The sequence below is a fragment of the Bacillus cereus group sp. MYBK30-2 genome (assembly GCF_051915945.1).
GTDB lineage: Bacteria > Bacillota > Bacilli > Bacillales > Bacillaceae_G > Bacillus_A > Bacillus_A paramycoides.
The window spans coordinates 442,407-462,128 of record NZ_JBQAFR010000001.1; the positions used below are offsets into that span (position 1 = coordinate 442,407).

Sequence of the window (19,722 nt, forward strand, 5' to 3'; positions counted from 1 at the left end):
GAATTAAGGGAGGAACAACATGAAGCGTGTTGCTTGGATTACTGATAGTACAACTGCGAGTTTTACAACAGAAGGAGATAACTTTGTTATCCCAATTGAAGTTATTATTGATGGAGTGCCGTACAAAGATTGTGAAGAAGGTGTTCGTGAACGCGTCTATAATGCGTTAAACGAAGGTAAAACTGTCACTACATCACAACCTAACATTGGGGAAATGGTAGAGTTATTTACGAAATGTAAAGAAGAATACGAAGAAGGATTCGCAGTCGCTATTAGCGGAAAAGTAAGTGGAACATATCAAAATATGAAGCTAGCTGCAGAAATGGCAGGTTTCCATTTAACTGTTTTAGATAGTGAAACAACAAGTTATCCAATGGATGAACTAATTAGAAAAGCGAAATCGTTATACAATGATGGTATGACTTTACAAGATATACACAAAACATTAGTAGATGAAAAAAGAAGACCTTTTCATGTATTTCCAAAGAGTTTGAAAGGTCTATATGCAAGTGGTCGTGTAAAAGGAGTTCAATTTTTACTTGGAAGTTTATTAAGTGTCAACTTAATTTTGGAAGTAAAAGGTGGGGAACTTTTACTTGAAAAGAAAGTACGCAAAATCCAAAAGTGTAGAGAATACATTAAAAATGAACTTGAGAAAGAGCTACCAAAAGTACTCCATATGTTCCATGCTAATGATAAAGATGGTGCTGAGGAATGGATTTCAGATATAAGACAAGCATTCCCTGAAATGGATTTCAAACTGTATCCATTACCAATTTCATTTGCTGTTCATGCCGGTGAAGGTACAATAGCAATTAGTTATTAAAAAGAAAACCCGTGAATGATTCGCGGGTTTTTTTATTATATAAAACCTTCATTACATCATCCCCGTATCATAAATAATAATGTATAGATAAAAGGATTTTCTACTATAAAAAAAGAAGTATTTATAAAAAAATACTATAATGGTAGTGATATTATGAAAATCGGTAAATTCGGAAAGATAAATAATCTAAGTATAGATACAATCAGACATTATATGGATCTCGGACTAATTATTCCTGAAAAGAAGGGTGGCCACTATTTTTTTGATGAGTATTGTCAAAAAGATGTAGAGCTTATATTAGAGTACAAATGGCTAGGATTTAGCTTGAATGAAATTAAAGAACTTTTTCTTTATAAAAATTTAGCGAAATCTATGAATTACGAAAAAGATACTTTTTACCAATCTTTATTTAAATTGAAATACGAAAAGATTGAACAAGAAATACAAATTTTAGAGGAGAGAAGAGATAAATTAAAAGAAGTGTTAAATGATTTATCTCTAACAAATGAAACTTCGAATTCTATTATAGGGATAGATTTAAGCATACTTCATTTACTTATATGTTCTAAGTGTAGCAAAAACCTAATTCTTCAAAATGGAATTATTAAAAGCAATCAAATTACAGAGGGGAAGTTAATTTGTAACTGTGGTGAAGAATACATTATTACTTCAGGGATTATGACAGCTGGTAAATTATTTAAAGCATATGAGCGAACTTCACTTGAAGATTCTATTTCGGATTATATTCATGAAACTGATACTGCATATTTGGAAAATATGCATAGAGAAGGAGAATGGGCGAAAAAGAAACTGATACAATTAGATTTAAATAACAAAATACTACTTGATATAGGATCGGGTCTTGGGTTCTTTTTGCGAAACATTTATGAAGAACTACCCGAAGATTGCTTATATATTGCAGTTGATCGAGATTTGAATAAACTGCTATTTTTAAAAGATGTATTAGAGAGAAGCAATCCGAAAAGAAACATCCTCTTTATCTGTGCTGATTTTTTAAATATACCTATTCAGAATCAGTCTGTTGATATTGTAATTGATCAGTCTGGTACTAGTAATTACAGTTTTGAGCATGAAAATTTTTTACTTCACAAATTAAATTCTCTTTTAAAACCTGATTGTTTTTTATTAAGTTTATTTATTTTATTTAAAAATTTTAGCATAAACAGCCAAATTACAACTAGGTTTCGAGAAAATTTTACACTTTCAAAAGTAACGAAAGAAATCCAAAATCTACAGTTTCAATCCATTGATGAAAGAACTTCAAGTTATTTGGAACGAGGCGGAAAATACGAGGATTTCTTTGTTCAAGGAGAAGAAATTTATACATATTCATTTTTCGGAAAAAGATGGGGTTAGCCCCATCTTTTTTTATTTCACCTTAAAAATTTTTAATTAATACATATTGATATTGGGTTTACCCAAGAGATTACACTGTATGTAATACAAATTTAAGCGAGGTGTAAAGATTATGAAAAGTTTACAAGTACATTTACAAAACAAAAAAAGTACGCAAGAGTTTAAAAATATTTACCTCTATTCAATCGGAAAAACAATATCATTATTTGGTACCTCTATTTATAATTTTGCATTAGGGTTATATGTATTACAAATAACTGGATCAGCATTTAATTTTGCGCTCACGCTCATATTAGGAACTATTCCAATGATCGTTATGAATCCATTTGCCGGCGTAATCGCAGATAAGATTGATAAAAAGAAGCTGGTTGTTTGTATGGATCTACTTAATGGAGGGGTATTAATCGCAGTTTATATATTCAGCAGCAAGTATGGATTAAACTTATTCATCATTTATACTACTACCTTTCTTATGACGGTATTTACAACATTTTTTGGAATAGGATTAGAAGCCGCAAAACCAAATATCGTCTCTAAAGAGAGGCTTATGAGTATTAACTCTATAAGTAAAATTATCGATTCTGTATCTTTAATTCTCGGTCCTATGCTAGGTGGCATTGTTTTTGTTGTCTTAGATATAAAAACTTTTATTATTATAAATGGTATTTCATTTATTCTTTCGGGCATATCCATGTTGTTTATTCACTTTAAATTATTCGAGTGCAACATAAATGAGGAATGTTCACAAACAGGCATTAATTTTATCAAAGATATAAAAGAGGGATTTTCTTACTTAATTGAAAATGAAAGCTTAAAGAATACGTTTAGTATTTTAATATCACTTAATTTCTTCTTAGGCTTTGCAGTAACTGTTCCATTGCCATACATTATTAACACGGTTCTCAATCTAAGTTCTAAACAATTTGGGATGATTCAAGGGACTTTTCCAGTAGGGATGATAGTTGGTGCAATACTTGTAAAAAAGATAACTAATCGTTTTTCTTACTCCTATCTTTTAAAAAAGTTAAGTTTTATGTTGGCAGTTTTTATGATTATTTCAGGAATTCCAGTTTTATTCAAAAGTTTTGAAGTAAATGGTTTTGTATACGTTATTACGTATTGTGCTGTTATGTTCTTTTTAGGGCTAATTATAGTTCTAATTGATATACCATTAGCTTGTTTCATGCAAAAAGAGATTCCAAATGAATATAGAGGGAGAGTACTCAGCATTGGATTAAGTATAGGTAAAATGATGCTCCCTATAGCAATGGCACTATCAGGTATATTATTAAACTATATTCCAGCCTATACTATTCCAATTGTAGGAGGAATCTTATATCTAATATTGAATAAGGTTTCTTCAAATCGTTTAATATTAGAAGTTCATTCGAAAGATTATAGTGTTTAGTAGCTTCTTAAAAAACAGCCTTCCTTACGTTAAAGGAAAGCTGTTTTTTAAATTGAACTCAAAATCCCATAAAAAAGAATAATGTGTAGGTTACAATATAAATGTGCAAATTATCAAAAAAAACTTTTGTTTAAATTATAAAATATGAACTATACAGAGGTGTTGAGGAATGGATTACTTTGAAAGTATACAAAAATCAATTGAATTCATTGAAAAGAACTTACTGATATTACCGATGTCTTAAATTCAATATTTCCAAATGAAAATGAAGATTTACATACCCATTGAGGAATAATTTTAAGGAGAGAATAACATGAATTTAGAAATGATTTTTAGAGATTTCCCAGTATTGGAGTCTGCCAATCTAGTATTAAGAAAAATTGAAGAGGAACACTTACAAGAAGTATATATGATCTATGACAACGAAAATGTATTTGAATATTGCGGGATCATTCCTAAACATAATATACAAACGGTAAAGAAGATGATTGGTCATTTTGATAGGGATTATCATAAAAAAAGTAGAGTTAAGTGGGGAATCTTTCAGAAAAAGCAAAATAATACTTTGTTGGGAATTATAGAAGCTATGGATTTTAATCAAAAAGTGAACATGGTATCTATTGGTTACTTTTTAGCAGAGGACAATTGGGGCAAGGGCATTGCGACTGAATCCGTTCATATGCTAGTAAAATTTTTATTTGATGAAGTGAATGTAAATAGAATTCAAGCAGAGGTCATGCCCGCAAACGAGGCTTCAACGAAAGTCCTCTTAAAAAACGGTTTTATAAAGGAAGGATTGTTAAGACAAGCCACATTATGGTCTGGTAAAGGAGTTATCGATTTAGAAATATTTGGTATCCTTAAAGGAGAATACATGAATATTTAAAATTTCTAACCCGTTCTCTTTTGAACGGGTTTATATGTTTGATAGAATAAAAAATATTTAAGTTCATTTCCGAAAATGAACGTTTTAGGGGATAATCATTACTTGAGAGAGTGATTTGGTGGGAAAGATTTTTTGATATGCTTGTGGTTCATAAATTACCAAAAGCGCAGGATGATACTCCTGCGCTTTTCTATCGTAATTCAACTGTTTTTCTAATAACGATTTTATCAATATCATCCTCTTCATCACCAATATATAATCCGCGTTCTTTTAAATATGTTTCAAAGTATAAATCGGCTTCTGCACGTTCATCGTATGGCTTTACAGAAAGAACGAAACCTAATTTATTTTGCTCTTCTAAATGAGAAGTAGAGATGTATGCTGGTACATTGTGGCGTAAAAAGAGCTCTTTAACAGGAATGATCATATCTTTCATTAATTTTGATAACATACTCATTTCGAAATCAAAATTAAAACGCTCTATACTAGATAAATCGGCGAATACTACACCAATAAAACCTGTATTAAATACTTCTTGATATTCTACTTCTTCGTCACCATAAAAATTTTTTTCGATCAAATAATTTATAAAGTAAGCAACGCCATCACTTTGTTCAAAAGGTTTTGTTGAAAGAACAAATCCGATTTTCTTTTGTTTATGTAAATATACACATGACATGTATGCGGAGATATTATGTTCTTTAAATAAAGCACTCGTTGCTCCAGATAGACCATCTAAAACGTGATGAACAATTTGAAGTTTTTTACGAGCGAAATAATAGGATTTCTTATGTAACTCCAATGTATCAATAAAGACAGAGCCGATAAAGCCTGTATTTGAAATAATAGGTGTTTGCTTTTTTCTTCCTCTGCGCTTTGCTTGAGCCATTGTAAAAATCATCCCTTCATGTACAATTAAAATAAAAAAGAACGTTTGTTCGTATATTTATATTTTACTATTAAAACGCTCTAAAGTAAAGGTTTTTTGATGAAAAAACAAACAAAAAAGACACCTGTAAAAGGTGTCTTAAACGCTGTAGGGAAGAGGGTTCGTCCCAACTATTTATATTATGATACAGAAACAATCTCTTCTGTATCTTCTACATCTAAGTGACAGTCCATAGTACGAACATCTTGATCTTCATGACTTCCGAAATAAATAGTAATTTTCATATGTATCGCTCCTTTATTCTAGGAATACCTAAAATAATTACTAGTAATGTTAATATTTATTATATACCACTTTTTTCATTCCGACAATGTTATATCATTTTTAATTCTTATCATGCTACATCGTGTGATATACAGGGGTTAAAAAAGGGAGAAGCATAGATTATGTGAAATTCCTTATATGTTATATTTAATATAGATATTATTTAATTACTATTTTTTAAAGGAGCATAATTGATGAATTATCAAAATTTACTCATAGATAATTTTATATACAAAATTACATATGTTGCCCGTCATGTGCAAGGTATGAATGTAAAAGAAACAAAGGATTATATTGCCGTTGACTGCAGTTTACCTGCAGATACATTCAATATTATTACTTTACTAAACAACAACTTAACGAAAGGAGTCGATCAATTATATACTGAGATAGAACACTTTAATCAAAAGAGCTTTCCAATGAGTGTTTGGTTCTGGGATGAGGAGCAAGAGCAAAATATTAATAGCAAATTAATACAACTTGGCTTAAAAGAAGCAGAAAATAATATTGCAATGGTTGCAGATTTAAAAACAATAAATCCAATAATAGACGTACCAGCAGATTTTATAATTCAAAAAGCGTCTACACCAGAACAAATACTACAATTTGGTGAAACGTTAGCGGCTTTATTCGGTACATCAGCAGAAGGTACTCACGTTCAAGCATACTATAATCAAATTGCCTCTTTAGATTTATGGAATAGTGATGCCATGAAACTATACTTAGGTCTTTATAAAGGCAAGGTAGTATCTGTTGGCTCTTTAGTATGTACGGAAGATAGCGTTGGTATTTATGATATAGCGACTAAAGAAGATATGAGAGGAAAAGGATTTGGTTCTACTATGTTCAATTTCCTGCTTCAAGAAGCCAAACAACTAAAAGATACTTATTGCGTGTTACAAGCTTCACCTGATGGAATAAATATTTATAAAAAATCTGGCTTTCAAGCTGTAGGACAAATGACTGTTTTTGAAAATCGGCATTTAATTGAATAATTCATCCAAGGCAAGCCGCTTTAAGTATAGGAGTAAACACACCGTTATGAAGAAAATATCTATAATTACAATCATTTGTTTCTTTATAGTAATAGGCATTTTTGTTTTTCACCAAAAAAATGAACATAAATATACAAAAGCTATTAATCAATCAAATCATATTAAAAACATCGCGCATAGGGGGGCTTCTGCATATGCACCGGAACATACATTAGAAGCGTATAAATTAGGACAGCAATTAAAGGGAGATTACATAGAAATAGATCTCCAAATGACAAAAGACGGACATTTAGTAGCTATGCATGATGAAACATTAAACCGCACAACAAACGGTACTGGTTTTGTAAAAGATCATACATTAGATGAAATAAAACAACTGAATGCAGGTTCTTTTTTCAATAAAAAGTATCCAAAGTTAGCAAAGAAAGAATTTGAAAATGCTAAAGTTCCAACACTAGAAGAAATTATTGAAACGTTTGGACATAATGCTAATTATTATATCGAAACAAAATCACCAGATGAATATCCGGGAATGGAAGAAAAGTTATTTGAAATTATAAATCAATATCAAATAAGTGATAAAGTTATTATTCAATCATTTAGTGAAGAAAGTCTACGAAAGATTCATAGTTTAAATGCCAATATACCGTTAGTACAATTATTATCATTTAAAGAAGCAGTTCAATTAACAGATTTAGAAATAAAAAACTATAAAACATACTGCATTGGCCTAGGCATGAACTATAAATATATTGATGCAGCCTATGTAAAAAAAATAAAGAAACATGGATTAGAAGTTCATCCATTTACAGTAGATAATGAAAAAGATATGGAAAAGTTAATAAAATGGGGTGTAGACGGGATATTTACTAATTATCCGGATCGTTTGCATTCAATTTCGTCTAAAAAAAATCATAAATAAAAAGAATCCAAATATTATTGGATTCTTTTTATTTTCTCTTCCTGGTCATCCCTATAAAAATAAATTAGAAAGTAATTAAACTGTAATTAATTTTACCTTTGTTTTTTATACCTTTTTGATACACTAGATACAAGAGGAATGCCAATTAGTGTAGGTAAGAACCAAAACCATATTGGTGGAAGTAAATTTATAACAGGAATATACATCCCTATGTTTACTAAAAGTGCGGTAACTGCACCGATATAAGAGCCTAGCATACCTCTAATATGATGCCCTAGCCAATTTTTCCATCTCTTTTTTCTTGCAAGATATCCGTAAATCGCAAATGCATAGGAGATAATTGCTACATAAAATAAATATGCGATTTTATCCCAATTTAATATGGACAATATAATTGCAGTAATGGTTATAACAACATAGGATGCATGATATATTTCGCCCCATTCTGTATGTTTTCCTTTCTTTTTTTGAGCAAGCATCGCTACGATACCAGTGATTAAGCATATTGCTCCAAATAATATGTGTATGAACAAAATCATGTTGAAAATGCTCATAAAAATTCCTCCTTTTTTATTTTTATAGTATTGCAGTATAGGAGAAAAGTTGAAAAACATTGTTAGTTCGGCTTAATATATTGAAATGTAGGTACTCCTCGAACAAAATAAAACGATTAAATTTTTTCTCAAATTTAGTGAGACGAGTATTACGTTAAATGAAGGAGAGACTTCTATGTTTACATCTATCACATATTTACAATCTGGGAATGATAAGCAACAAAAAGTTTACGAAGTTATTAATAAACTAAACATAATGGAGGATTTAGCTTTATATAGCCCTGTACTTTGCGGGACAATCCCTATTAGAATTGATACCCTTCATTCTGACTTAGACATTGTAATGGAAGTACATAATTATGATTTTTTTGAACAGGAAATCAGATCATTGTATGGCTCATACGAAGGATTTGAAATGAAAAAGAAAAATATTAAAAATATCTTAACAATAAAGGTGAATTTTCAATTTGAAGGTTTTGAATTTGAATTATTTGCTCAACCGCAGCCAGTTCGTAACCAAAATGCATATAAACATATGATAGTGGAGCACATGCTATTAATGCAGCACCCACACATTAGAGGAGAAGTAATTGAATTAAAAGAACGAGGTGTAAAAACAGAACCGGCATTTGCGCAAGTATTAAAAATTGATGGTGATCCCTATAAAGAACTTATTTTATTAGGACAGGAAATGAGATTGTGGTAAAAAAGGTACACAAAAAATCCTCTTTATATAAAAGAGGATTTTTTATTATGCCATTAACTTACGAATCAAATTACTTAATATAATAATACCTTGAGTAATTTGTTCAGGAGAAGCATATCCATAAGACAAACGTATAAACTGATCTGATTCTTCCTCATAAATACGTCCCGGGTTAAAAAGAACACCCTTTGATTGAGCCTCTGAAAATAGTTTTTTCATCGAAATGTTAGGAACAATCTTTAGCCATATAAATAATCCACCATTAGGAATATCCCACGTGGCAATATCTGCACAATACTTATTTAAAGCTTGTATCATTATTTGTCTTCGCTCTTTTAGGTGAATTCTTACGTTCGCTACATGCTCCGAATAAAAACCTTTACTTAACCATTCCGCAGCAACTCTTTGAGATAAAGAACTTGATCCATAGTCAGTTTGCATTTTTATATCTGACAATCTATCAATAACAGGCTCTGGTCCAATAATCCAACCAATTCTAAGTCCCGGGCTAAGTGTTTTAGATAGACTACCGATATATAATACATGTCCATGTTTATCCATCGACTTTAAAGGCGGTGGCGATATTTCATCAATCCATAATTCACGGTAAATATCATCTTCAATAATAGGCAATTGTTCTTTTTCGCATATTTTTAGTATTTCTTTTCGTCGATCTTTGGACATTAATACACCTGTCGGATTTTGAAAACAAGGAATCGAATATAAAATATTTTTCTTTTGACTATAATTAATTCTTCTTAACAAATCATTCGGGATAATTCCATGTTTATCCATCTGTATTCCAGAAAGATGAATATTAGCCGATTGAAATACATGAAGTGAATATAAGTAAGAAGGTTGTTCAAGTAACACTGTTGATTCTCTATGTAAAAGACCGATTGATATTAATTGTAATGCCTGCAATGCACCAGAGACTATTAATATAGAATTTGGAGAAGTATTTATTCCAAATGATTTTACATAATTACTTATCGCTTCACGTAAAGGGAAATATCCTTTTTGTTCCTCGTATCCGAAATAATCTAGCTCCTCACATACGTTACGCATAATGAATTGCATAGTTTCTAACGGGAAAAGATCAGGTGCAAGTTCTCCTTTACTCAGATGAATGAATTTTTTATTTGCTTCTGCTTCGTTAATTTCTCGAACCATTAATTTATTGGGTTTATGAATACCAGCTTTCACATATTCACTCCAATCAGGCGGGGGATTAGTCGCTAATAATGACCATGTATTATTCATTACAATTGTTCCCGCTCCAATTTTCCCTTGAATTAAACCATCTGCCATAAGTTCTTCTAGCGCAGTTATTATAGTACTACGATTTACTTGAAATAATTTTGCTAACTGCCGCTGGCTCGGAATCTTACTTCCAATTGGCCATTCTCCGTTTTCAATTTTCTCTTTCATATAGTCTATTATTTGTCGATATTTTGGTAATTTTTTATCGGTAGACATATTAAAAAACTCCCTCATTCATTTTAAAAATGCAAATTGGTTGGTTTTTTCGAGGAATAACTGGTTGAAGACATTGTATCAACTATTAAATATGATGAAAAGAAATAATTGGTAATTAGAAAATGGCTGGTTTATTGGAGAGGGAGAGAAAATATGCATAATAAAAAATGGGATTTTCGTATTGTATGTGCTCACGCTTTTACGATTCTTATATGGGGAACTGCTTTTCCAGGGATTCGAATGGGGCTTGAAGCTTACACGCCTGAGCACCTCACTTTGCTACGATTATTAATCGCTTCTTTGATTCTTCTACTGTTTTCGTTTATATACAAATTACGTTTACCAGACTTGAAAGATATTCCAGTAATTTTTATATTTGGCGCTCTAGGATTTACTATTTATCATATTGCACTGAACTACGGTGAACAGAATGTGAATGCTGGACCTGCTAGTTTAATTGTATCAGTAACACCTATATTAACGGCAATTCTTGCTTCTGTTTTTATGAATGAAAAAATGAAATTAAATGGTTGGATTGGTGGTGTAATTAGTTTAGTAGGAATTGCTTTTTTATCATTAAGTCAAGGAGATTCCATTCAATTGAATAGCGGGGTATTACTTATATTATTAGCGGCATTTTCAGAAAGTCTATTTTTCGTTTTCCAAAAGTCGTATTTAAAAAAGTACGGTTTCTTACCATTTACAATATATACAATTTGGTCTGGTACTGTATGTATGCTTATTTTTTTACCAGGGATTTATCAAGAAATCGTAGCAGCTCCTATAGAAACTACTTTGAGCGTTATATATTTAGGTGTGTTTCCGACAGTACTGCCGTATATTGCATTAGCATATATTACATCCCATGCGGGTGCTTCTGAGGCAACAAGTTCTCTATATTTAACACCAGTAACTGCATGTTTTATTGCTTGGGTATGGTTAGGTGAGTTGCCAACCTTTGTTTCGATAATCGGAGGGATAATTACTATACTTGGAGTTGTGATTGCTCATTTAACATTTAAAAAAGAGAATTATATGCAAATTGAGAGTGAAAAATTATAGTAATACAGTTCAGTGAGTATTTGCAATTTGAAACCAACAATATTGAATTGATATGGGGCTTTTAATATAGATATAGCGGAAAATATCTATATTAAAATGCGCTAGTCTAGCAATTGTACGAAATTTAATTATACTATTAGATTATTACCAGAGTAAGAACTAGCATAATGCTAGTTCTTTTTTATCAATACACTACTTACCATTAATATTTGCTTAGAACTGTATAGATTTAAATTATTTCTACATATACATAATTATCTTACCTATGAAAGGAGAACGTTTCTTGAAGAAAGTTTTATTTTTCGGAGACCCAGGTATTGATGATTCTTTTGCAATTATGTATGGTTTGCTACATCCTGAAATTGAAATTGTCGGTATCGTAACTGGATATGGAAATGTTGAACATATACATGCCGCTCATAATGCCGCGTATATTTTACAGTTAGCAAACAGACAAGATATTCCTGTCATTAGCGGTGCAACTAGTCCACTTACAAATGGAATTACAACGTATTATCCTGAAATTCATGGACCAGAAGGATTAGGTCCTATTCATGTACCGGAAAGCGTGTTATCTATTCCGATATACAATTTTGGTAGTATTGCAGCAATTCTCGTAAAGTATGGCAAAGATTTAACAATTGTCGATGTAGGAAGATCTACCTCATTAGCGATTGCTTTTAATTTATGGCACGACATGATGTTAAATGTAAAAGGAATTTATTTTATGGGTGGTGTCTTTTTAGAAGCAGGAAATGTTACTCCATTAGCAGAGGCAAATGTGTACGGAGATCCTGTAGCAAGTAAAATTGTACTTCAGCAAGCGAAAAATTTAACGTTATTCCCTTTAAATGTAACAAATAAAACAGTTTTAACTCCAAATGTATTTACTTATATTTTAGCTAATACAAAAAATCCATTTAAATCGATCATGAAACCCATGTACGATTATTATTTATCAGCATACCAAAAGCTCAATCCATCTATTGAAGGGCCATTATTACATGATGTACTTGCTATAAGCGGTTTGGTGAATCCTACGTTTTTAAAATATACATCCCGAAAAGTAACTGTGGATATATGCGGCGAAACGAAGGGATAAACTTTTGCTGATTTTCGCCCACATTCTAAATCTGAAGGGGCTCGTATAGCGTTACAATTAGATGAGGAAAAATTCATTCAGGATTTTATGAAAATCATGTTATAAGGCGATGTCGAAAAAGGGATTTATTTCACTCCGTTGAATATAAAAGATACATTCTCTATACAAAGGAGCTTAAAATATTGAACGTCCAATTAAAAGTTGTTACGAGAGAAAATTGGGAAGAGGCATTAAACTTACAAGTTAAAGAAAATCAAACAAAATTTGTCCCGGCAGTTGCAGTATCACTTGCTAAAGTATACATAAAGCCAGATGGTGAAAACGTTGAATATATTCCTTTCGCTATATATGATCATGATCTTATAGTTGGTTTTATTATGCACGCTTTTGTACGGGAGACAACAGACATGTATTGGATAAACGGATTTATCATTGATAAAAAACAGCAAGGAAATGGATATGGTAAAGCAGCGTTAAAGGAAATTATTAATTTAATAAAAAATAGATTTAAAGAGTGTAAAGAAATTAGATTAACTGTACATAAGGATAATATTTCTGCAAAAAAACTATATGAACGGTACGGTTTTCAACCATTAGGAAAGATTTATGATGGTGAGCAAGTATATCGTTTATTTGTATAACTTTAATAATGTAAAGGTGTGAACTGATACATGCAATTTACTGAGGTTAAAATCGAAGTGTTTATTCCTGAAGGATACGTTGTATTATTACGAGATGAATTAAATAAAGTTGGTGCTTGTAGAACTGGACATTATGACAATTGTCTTTCTTATAGTTCAGTTAAAGGGTACTGGAGACCATTGGCAGAGGCAACACCTTTTAATGGCGAAATTGGTCAAATATGCGAAGGGAAAGAATGTAAAGTTGAAATAAAGTGTAAACAAGAACTTGTAAAAGATGCTCTCGAAGTTATAAATGAAATTCATCCTTATGAGACGCCTATGATTTACATTATCCCAATTTTAAATGACTATTTTAATCAGGTATAAAGTAAATAACTAGGAGGAATATCAATTGAACAGTAAATTCCATCACATTGTACGAGCTGTTATGATTAAAGATGAAAAATTGCTAGTTGCTGAATACATAGGACATCACTATTTTTTACCTGGCGGTCATGTTGAAGTTGGTGAATCAGCAGAGAACGCACTAATAAGAGAGTTACGAGAAGAACTTGGAGTAAGTTGCAGTATAAAACAATTTTTAGGAGTCATTGAAAACCAATGGCAAGACAGAGAAACACTTCATCATGAAATTAACCACGTTTTTGAAATAGCTTCACAAGAGTTACATTGTAATTTAGCACCAATATCTAAAGAATCACATCTAGCATTTCATTGGATTGATTTTAATAATGAGAGTATTAATTCTTATAAAATAATGCCGTCGCCTTTAGTTAAAGAATTACTTGAAAGAAGATTAAGTGATGAACTACTAAATTGTTGGATTAGTAACCTTTAAGTCGCTCTATTTATAGTAAATACGTCCACCGAAAAGATATAAAGAAAATAGGCTCAAAAACAAGGTACATCACCTAATGTAAAGTCATATTTTGTTGATGTACGCATTTAGTCTATAGCCTTATTTCTACTTTATTTTAAAAAGTAAATATACTTAAAAATTTGGACGGAATTTATATTTATAAATGGAGGTTTTCGTAATGAATGAGTTTCAACAAGAACTACAATCATTAAACCTTAATGAGTATCAACCTGGTAATGTAGTGTACTGGGATCAACAACAAAGTCAGTATCCTTACTACTACATTCAAGATGATGCACGGCGTTGTGGCGGATGCGGCGGGCGTTGTGGTGGCTGTGGTGGCTGTGGTGGACGTTGTGTAGGCTGTGTTGGTTGTTTTGGTTGTTTCGGCTGCTCTAATTGCTGGAGCTGGTGGATTATTTAAGTAACATAAATTAATAGTATATTTCATGAAAGAAAAGTGTAGATACCCGATTATATAGTATTGACGCTTTTCTTTCATACTGTCATTTTTATACGTTGTAGGGAGATGTTCATTTGTACACATTTGAGAAGTTAATTTCATGGGTAGAAAACATTAAAGAGACAAACCAAAGTTCTGCGGCAGCACTTTGTATTATAAAAAATAATAAAATTGTACTAGAGCATTATAGCGGAAATCATTCAAACACACCAAATAGTAAAAAGATAACAGCAACTTCACAGTTCAATGTTGCTTCCGCTAGAAAAAGTTATTTAGGACTAATGGTAGCATATGCGCTTTATGAGGGGAAAATAAAATCTCTAGATGACGAAGCAGTAATTTATTTTAAAGACTGTGATCCTTCGTTACTCGGTAAAACAACAATAAGACATTTAGTAACCCATTCGCACGGATTAAATGAAACTGATGATGGGACAATTTATCGTGAATTTGAACCTGGACAAGCTTGGGCGTATAGAGATATTAATGTAAGAATGATTACACGTCTTATTTATCAGCTTTATAATAAAAGTTTTCCTGAACTGTTAAAGGAGCGTGTATTTAAACCAGCTAACTTCAAAGAAACAGGATGGAGAAGACAGCAAGATGATAATTTAGTTAATGTTGTTGTAAATCCAAACGATGACGCGATATGTACTATTGGCACAGTAGATGATGGTACGGAAAAAAATCTTTTTGTCTCTGCTAGAGAATTTGCTTATTGGGGAAATCTTCATTTAAATCAAGGTGTCATAACTGGTAAACAAATTGTGCCAGAAGAAGTTATAAAAATTGCTACTAGTTTACAGAGTCCAGCCTATATAAATAAAGAACTGCCACAAAACGGGCTATTTTGGTTCGTTCAAAACGAACCTGCTTTGCTTAGCGAACTTGGTGAACGAGTTCCTAAAGGGTCTTATCAAATATTAGGAATTACAGGACCAACAATTTTAGTGATTCCAGAATATAATGTTGTCGTCGCAAAAATGTACAACAAAAGATATAACTACGGCGGGGATAATTATTTATATTATTTACGTGAATTTAGTAATTTAGTCGCTGATACATTTAGCAGCAATAAAAATAATACGATGAGGGCATAACTACTCCTATAAAGTAAAGGAGTGAGGTTTAATGAAGAAAGAAGTGCATAAAAATAAGAAGCAAAATATAAAAGATGTAAATACGGAACAAAACGCGATTTATAGTGATCCGAAAGATGCAGCTAATATGCAAACTGTACCGCAACCGAAAGACTTCGAGGAAATTGAATATTAATTTTCTCTCCGACTTTTTTATGAAAGAAAAATACGTCTTAAGTCTCATCACATTTAGACAATTATTTGATAACATATGTACATAAGCATTTGAAAATGTCTTATCTTAACAAAGCTTTCTTTAAATATTTCTGTATATAACCTGCAAAAAGGCACTTCTTTATGAAGTGTCTTTTTGTGTATACTAACTTAATTTCCATTTTCCGTACAGTATCTTGATATTTATCATGGATATACTAACTGTGAAAATTCATATCATGAAAAAAAGAAGGGGACAGTTAGTATGAAACAAACATCTATAAATCCGTTGCTAATTGTTCTAGGTACAATCATTGTTCAAATTGGCCTAGGAACAATTTATACATGGAGTTTATTTAATCAGCCCCTTGTAAGTAAGTTTGGATGGAACCTTAATTCAGTCGCAATCACTTTCTCTATTACGAGTTTTTCTTTATCATTTTCAACACTATTTGCAGCAAAGCTACAACAAAAATTAGGACTTCGTAAACTCATTGCTACTGCAGGTATTGTTCTAGGACTCGGTTTAATACTCAGTTCACAAGTTTCATCATTACCATTACTTTATTTATTAGCTGGTGTTGTTGTTGGTTATGCAGATGGAACTGCGTATATTACATCACTATCTAATTTAATTAAATGGTTTCCGAATCGTAAAGGACTCATTTCTGGTATATCTGTTTCAGCATACGGAATGGGTAGCTTAATCTTTAGATATATAAACGGGAATCTTATTAATAGTCTTGGTGTATCACAAGCATTTTTATATTGGGGTATTATCGTCTTACTTTTAGTATTGATCGGATCGTTCTTCTTACGTGAAGCAAACGTAAGTAACACCGTAACTGAAACATTACACAATGACTATACTCCGCGTGAAATGATGCGAACTAAACAAGTATATCTCTTATTTTTTATGCTGTTCACATCATGTATGGGTGGTTTGTATTTAATCGGAATGGTAAAAGACATTGGGGTACAGCTCGTTGGTCTTAGTGCAGCAACCGCAGCTAATGCCGTCGCAATGATTGCCATCTTTAATACAGTGGGGAGAATTATTCTTGGAACGTTATCGGATAAAATAGGCAGATTAAAAATCGTCTCTGCGACATTTGTGATTATTGGATTGTCCGTCTTTACTTTAAGTTTTATTCCATTAAATTACGGTATTTATTTTGCTTGTGTAGCAAGTGTTGCTTTTTGTTTTGGTGGTAACATCACTATATTCCCAGCCATCGTCGGGGATTTCTTCGGATTAAAAAATCATAGTACTAATTATGGGATTGTTTACCAAGGGTTCGGATTTGGTGCCCTCGCAGGATCATTTATCGGCGCACTACTCGGCGGATTTCAGCCAACTTTCATTACAATCGGTGTTTTAAGTATTATATCTTTCGTTATTTCTATTTTAATCCGCCCACCAAATACAGAAAAGAAGAAGGAAATAAAACAGTTAAATCGGAAAATAGCTTAATGCTAAAAAAGAGTCCTTATACTAGGGCTTTTTTTCATTACAAAATAATGTATAAACAATGGATGTCATTCAAAAAATCTAATTTTGTCTCTTTACTTACTACATAACCTAATATTAAAGAAGACAGGACAATTCGATTATTAAATTGAATAAATAACATAAAGGAGCGTGATACTTAAAATGAAAATAGTAAAGCAATGGGTACAAGAAGATAGTGATTACATAAGAGAAAAAGTAATTGAATATAACCAAAAACAACTTTCAAATGAAGAAAAAACACCTTCAGAAAAGGTCAGTTTTATAGTAAAAAATGAAAAAGAAGAAATAGTAGGAGGGATAACGGCAATCACATTTTGGCACCATGTACATGTTGACTTCCTATGGGTTTCTGAAGAATATAGACACAAAGGTTACGGAAGCAAATTAATGAATCTTATTGAAGAATTCGCAATTGAAAAAGAATGTCGGCTGATAAACTTAGATACTTTTAGTTTCCAAGCTCCAAATTTTTATAAAAAGCATGGATATAAAGTGATTGGAATGAGTGAAGATCACCCTAAAGGGTATAATCATTACTATTTAGAAAAAAGGTTATAAATGAATCATTTAAGAGTGTATTTTGATTAATCATTTTCAAAATATGCTCTTTTTTTCTGTGTTTATGAACGGGATATCGTTTCGTATTAATTATTTATTCATATTACTTTTTATGAATCAAAACAATTTAATGGTAGAATGTAATAAAGACAGAAAATTCTTATCATTAAAGGGGACTACATATGAAAAAAGTAAATGTAACATACGCACTTTTATATGATGAAACTCATGAAAAACTTTTAATGGTTAAAAACAAAGGGAAAAATGGTTCTTATTACACATTACCAGGCGGCGCAGTTAAATCCGGGGAAACGTTAGAAGAGGCAACAATTCGTGAAGTGAAAGAAGAAACAGGGTTAGACATATCCGTAAAAGGGATTTGTTTCATTAGCGAAGCCCTTTTTGAAGAGAGAGGACATCATGCAATCTTCTTTAATTTTTTAGGGGAAATAATCGGAGGAGAAATATGTATATCGCGGCCAAAAGAAATTGAAGAGATTATCTGGATGGAATTACATATAGCAGAACCTTATTTACGTATACCAGAACAATTAAAAGGAATTTTGCAAGGGAAAGAAACAGTACCTTATATTTTTAATGGAACTATAATTCATCAATCTTCATAAAGATATTATTTCATTTAAGGCGGGGGAAACATGGAGTTTATCGTTAAACACAAACAATTTGCACAAGCTCTTTCAGAAGTGAGTAAAGCTATCTCGACAAAAACTTTAATTCCTATATTATCTGGAATTAAAATAACAGCAGATCAATCTGGAATAACTTTAATCGCAAGTAATTCGAATATTTTCATTGAAAAATTTATACCTAGTTCAATTGAAGACGAACAAATTGCAACTATCTTTAAAGCAGGAAGTATTGTTGTACCGGCTAAATATTTCATTGAAATTATAAAGAAAATGCCAAGTGATATTTTAATAAAAAGCATGAATGAGCAAATAATTACCATTCAATCTGATGAAATTACATTAAACTTAAATGGATTCTTAGCGAATGAGTTTCCTAATGTACCATATATAGACGAACATGCAGAAATACAAGTAGAGACAGAAAAATTAATCGAAGTATTTAAACAAACTTCCTTTGCAGCTGCTAGAAATGAATCCAGACCAGTTCTTACTGGCGTACATATCGTATTTGATCACAATAAATTAGTTTGCGCTGCGACTGATTCACATAGACTGGCTTTGCGTGAAATACTAATTTCATCTCATGCGAAAGCAAATTGCATTATACCAAGTTCAACTATTAGTGAACTTCTAAAATTAATGAACAACAATTCAAATTTTGTATACATATATCTTTCAGAGAGTCACATTATTTTTAAATTCGGTACAATTGCGTTGTATTCAAGACTAATTGAAGGAAAATACCCTAATATATCTAGCCTAATACCACGTGAATTTCAAACAGTAATTAATATAGACAGAAAAAAGATTTTACAAGGTGTAGATCGATCCAGTTTATTAGCAAGTGAATGGGCGAATAACAACGTAAATTTAGAAATCATCGATGAATCCACAATAAAAATTTCTTCTAACGCTTCTCAGGTCGGTAAAATATCAGAAACACAACAAATAGATACCATTTACGGACAAAAGCAATTAAATATATCTTTCGATGGACGCTTTATGGTTGATGCTTTAAAAGCAATGAAAGAAGATATAGTTACTTTAAGTTTTGGTGGTTCTATGAGACCGATATTAATTGAAGCAGGAGAACAATCTGCAGCAGTACATCTTATATCACCAGTTAGAGCTTATTAGGAAAAAAGGGAGTAATACATAAATTCTAAATACAATTCAATCATAAACAAAGTATCAATTGTAATCTGTAATA

21 protein-coding genes and 1 pseudogene are annotated in these 19,722 nt (G+C 31.5%); 19 read left to right on the forward strand and 3 right to left on the reverse strand.

What is annotated here, in order from left to right:
* Positions 1-19: 19 nt before the first annotated feature.
* The 4 genes from ACTFQM_RS02360 (at position 20) to ACTFQM_RS02375 (ending at position 4,497) form a co-directional block, all read left to right on the forward strand.
* Positions 20-826, forward strand: a complete 807-nt coding sequence (locus tag ACTFQM_RS02360; protein ID WP_025149091.1) for a DegV family protein — start codon at positions 20-22, stop codon at positions 824-826.
* Positions 827-979: 153 nt separating this feature from the next.
* A complete protein-coding gene (locus ACTFQM_RS02365; RefSeq protein ID WP_440033325.1) occupies positions 980-2,203 on the forward strand; it encodes a methyltransferase domain-containing protein in 1,224 nt (407 codons plus the stop codon).
* A 112-nt stretch (positions 2,204-2,315) separates the two neighbouring features.
* On the forward strand, positions 2,316-3,611 hold the full coding sequence (locus ACTFQM_RS02370; protein ID WP_440033326.1) for an MFS transporter: 1,296 nt from the start codon (positions 2,316-2,318) through the stop codon (positions 3,609-3,611).
* A gap of 313 nt (positions 3,612-3,924) precedes the next feature.
* The gene (locus tag ACTFQM_RS02375) at positions 3,925-4,497 is read left to right on the forward strand and encodes a GNAT family N-acetyltransferase (protein WP_440033327.1); all 573 of its coding nucleotides are present in this window, start codon (positions 3,925-3,927) and stop codon (positions 4,495-4,497) included.
* 190 nt (positions 4,498-4,687) lie between these two features.
* Here ACTFQM_RS02375 and ACTFQM_RS02380 read toward each other — a convergent pair whose 3' ends face one another.
* Entirely contained in the window at positions 4,688-5,398 is a 711-nt protein-coding gene (locus tag ACTFQM_RS02380) for a hypothetical protein (RefSeq protein WP_082183018.1), read from the reverse strand.
* A 506-nt stretch (positions 5,399-5,904) separates the two neighbouring features.
* Here ACTFQM_RS02380 and ACTFQM_RS02385 point away from each other — a divergent pair.
* Both ACTFQM_RS02385 and ACTFQM_RS02390 read left to right on the forward strand, forming a co-directional pair.
* Positions 5,905-6,705, forward strand: a complete 801-nt coding sequence (locus tag ACTFQM_RS02385; RefSeq protein ID WP_440033328.1) for a GNAT family N-acetyltransferase — start codon at positions 5,905-5,907, stop codon at positions 6,703-6,705.
* A gap of 46 nt (positions 6,706-6,751) precedes the next feature.
* Positions 6,752-7,627 (forward strand): glycerophosphodiester phosphodiesterase, encoded by an 876-nt coding sequence (locus ACTFQM_RS02390; protein ID WP_440033329.1) that lies wholly within the window; start codon positions 6,752-6,754, stop codon positions 7,625-7,627.
* Between the two features lie 92 nt (positions 7,628-7,719).
* On the opposite strand, the gene ACTFQM_RS02395 is transcribed toward ACTFQM_RS02390, so the two are convergent.
* Positions 7,720-8,181 carry a DUF2306 domain-containing protein gene (locus ACTFQM_RS02395; RefSeq protein ID WP_440033330.1) on the reverse strand — a complete coding sequence of 154 codons (462 nt, stop codon included), beginning with the start codon at positions 8,179-8,181 and terminating at the stop codon, positions 7,720-7,722.
* Between the two features lie 175 nt (positions 8,182-8,356).
* On the opposite strand from ACTFQM_RS02395, the gene ACTFQM_RS02400 reads away from it, so the two are divergent.
* Positions 8,357-8,887, forward strand: coding sequence for a DUF4269 domain-containing protein (locus ACTFQM_RS02400; RefSeq protein ID WP_002172152.1), 531 nt, complete (start codon positions 8,357-8,359; stop codon positions 8,885-8,887).
* Between the two features lie 45 nt (positions 8,888-8,932).
* Here ACTFQM_RS02400 and pdxR read toward each other — a convergent pair whose 3' ends face one another.
* Entirely contained in the window at positions 8,933-10,366 is a 1,434-nt protein-coding gene (gene pdxR / locus ACTFQM_RS02405) for a MocR-like pyridoxine biosynthesis transcription factor PdxR (RefSeq protein WP_440033331.1), read from the reverse strand.
* A gap of 153 nt (positions 10,367-10,519) precedes the next feature.
* Between pdxR and ACTFQM_RS02410 the strand changes: the two genes are divergently transcribed.
* From ACTFQM_RS02410 to dnaN, 12 genes and pseudogenes are all read left to right on the forward strand, one after another.
* Positions 10,520-11,428: a DMT family transporter gene (locus ACTFQM_RS02410; protein ID WP_429700683.1), complete on the forward strand. Its 909-nt coding sequence runs from the start codon at positions 10,520-10,522 to the stop codon at positions 11,426-11,428.
* Between the two features lie 283 nt (positions 11,429-11,711).
* Positions 11,712-12,635 (forward strand): annotated as a pseudogene (locus ACTFQM_RS02415) (nucleoside hydrolase).
* Between the two features lie 77 nt (positions 12,636-12,712).
* Positions 12,713-13,171 carry a GNAT family N-acetyltransferase gene (locus ACTFQM_RS02420; RefSeq protein WP_440033332.1) on the forward strand — a complete coding sequence of 153 codons (459 nt, stop codon included), beginning with the start codon at positions 12,713-12,715 and terminating at the stop codon, positions 13,169-13,171.
* A 30-nt stretch (positions 13,172-13,201) separates the two neighbouring features.
* Positions 13,202-13,540, forward strand: a complete 339-nt coding sequence (gene cutA, locus ACTFQM_RS02425; RefSeq protein WP_440033333.1) for a divalent cation tolerance protein CutA — start codon at positions 13,202-13,204, stop codon at positions 13,538-13,540.
* Between the two features lie 25 nt (positions 13,541-13,565).
* The gene (locus tag ACTFQM_RS02430) at positions 13,566-14,012 is read left to right on the forward strand and encodes an NUDIX domain-containing protein (RefSeq protein ID WP_440033334.1); all 447 of its coding nucleotides are present in this window, start codon (positions 13,566-13,568) and stop codon (positions 14,010-14,012) included.
* Between the two features lie 199 nt (positions 14,013-14,211).
* Positions 14,212-14,457, forward strand: a complete 246-nt coding sequence (locus ACTFQM_RS02435) for a heterocycloanthracin/sonorensin family bacteriocin (RefSeq protein WP_440033335.1) — start codon at positions 14,212-14,214, stop codon at positions 14,455-14,457.
* 113 nt (positions 14,458-14,570) lie between these two features.
* A complete protein-coding gene (locus ACTFQM_RS02440; RefSeq protein WP_440033336.1) occupies positions 14,571-15,599 on the forward strand; it encodes a serine hydrolase domain-containing protein in 1,029 nt (342 codons plus the stop codon).
* A 31-nt stretch (positions 15,600-15,630) separates the two neighbouring features.
* Positions 15,631-15,774, forward strand: coding sequence for a hypothetical protein (locus ACTFQM_RS02445; protein WP_002172143.1), 144 nt, complete (start codon positions 15,631-15,633; stop codon positions 15,772-15,774).
* 282 nt (positions 15,775-16,056) lie between these two features.
* Complete coding sequence (locus tag ACTFQM_RS02450; RefSeq protein ID WP_440033337.1) at positions 16,057-17,265, forward strand: L-lactate MFS transporter; 1,209 nt, start codon at positions 16,057-16,059, stop codon at positions 17,263-17,265.
* A gap of 180 nt (positions 17,266-17,445) precedes the next feature.
* A complete protein-coding gene (locus ACTFQM_RS02455) occupies positions 17,446-17,862 on the forward strand; it encodes a GNAT family N-acetyltransferase (protein WP_440033338.1) in 417 nt (138 codons plus the stop codon).
* 182 nt (positions 17,863-18,044) lie between these two features.
* The gene (locus ACTFQM_RS02460) at positions 18,045-18,488 is read left to right on the forward strand and encodes an NUDIX hydrolase (RefSeq protein WP_440033339.1); all 444 of its coding nucleotides are present in this window, start codon (positions 18,045-18,047) and stop codon (positions 18,486-18,488) included.
* Positions 18,489-18,518: 30 nt separating this feature from the next.
* On the forward strand, positions 18,519-19,649 hold the full coding sequence (gene dnaN, locus ACTFQM_RS02465; RefSeq protein ID WP_440033340.1) for a DNA polymerase III subunit beta: 1,131 nt from the start codon (positions 18,519-18,521) through the stop codon (positions 19,647-19,649).
* Positions 19,650-19,722 lie beyond the last annotated feature (73 nt).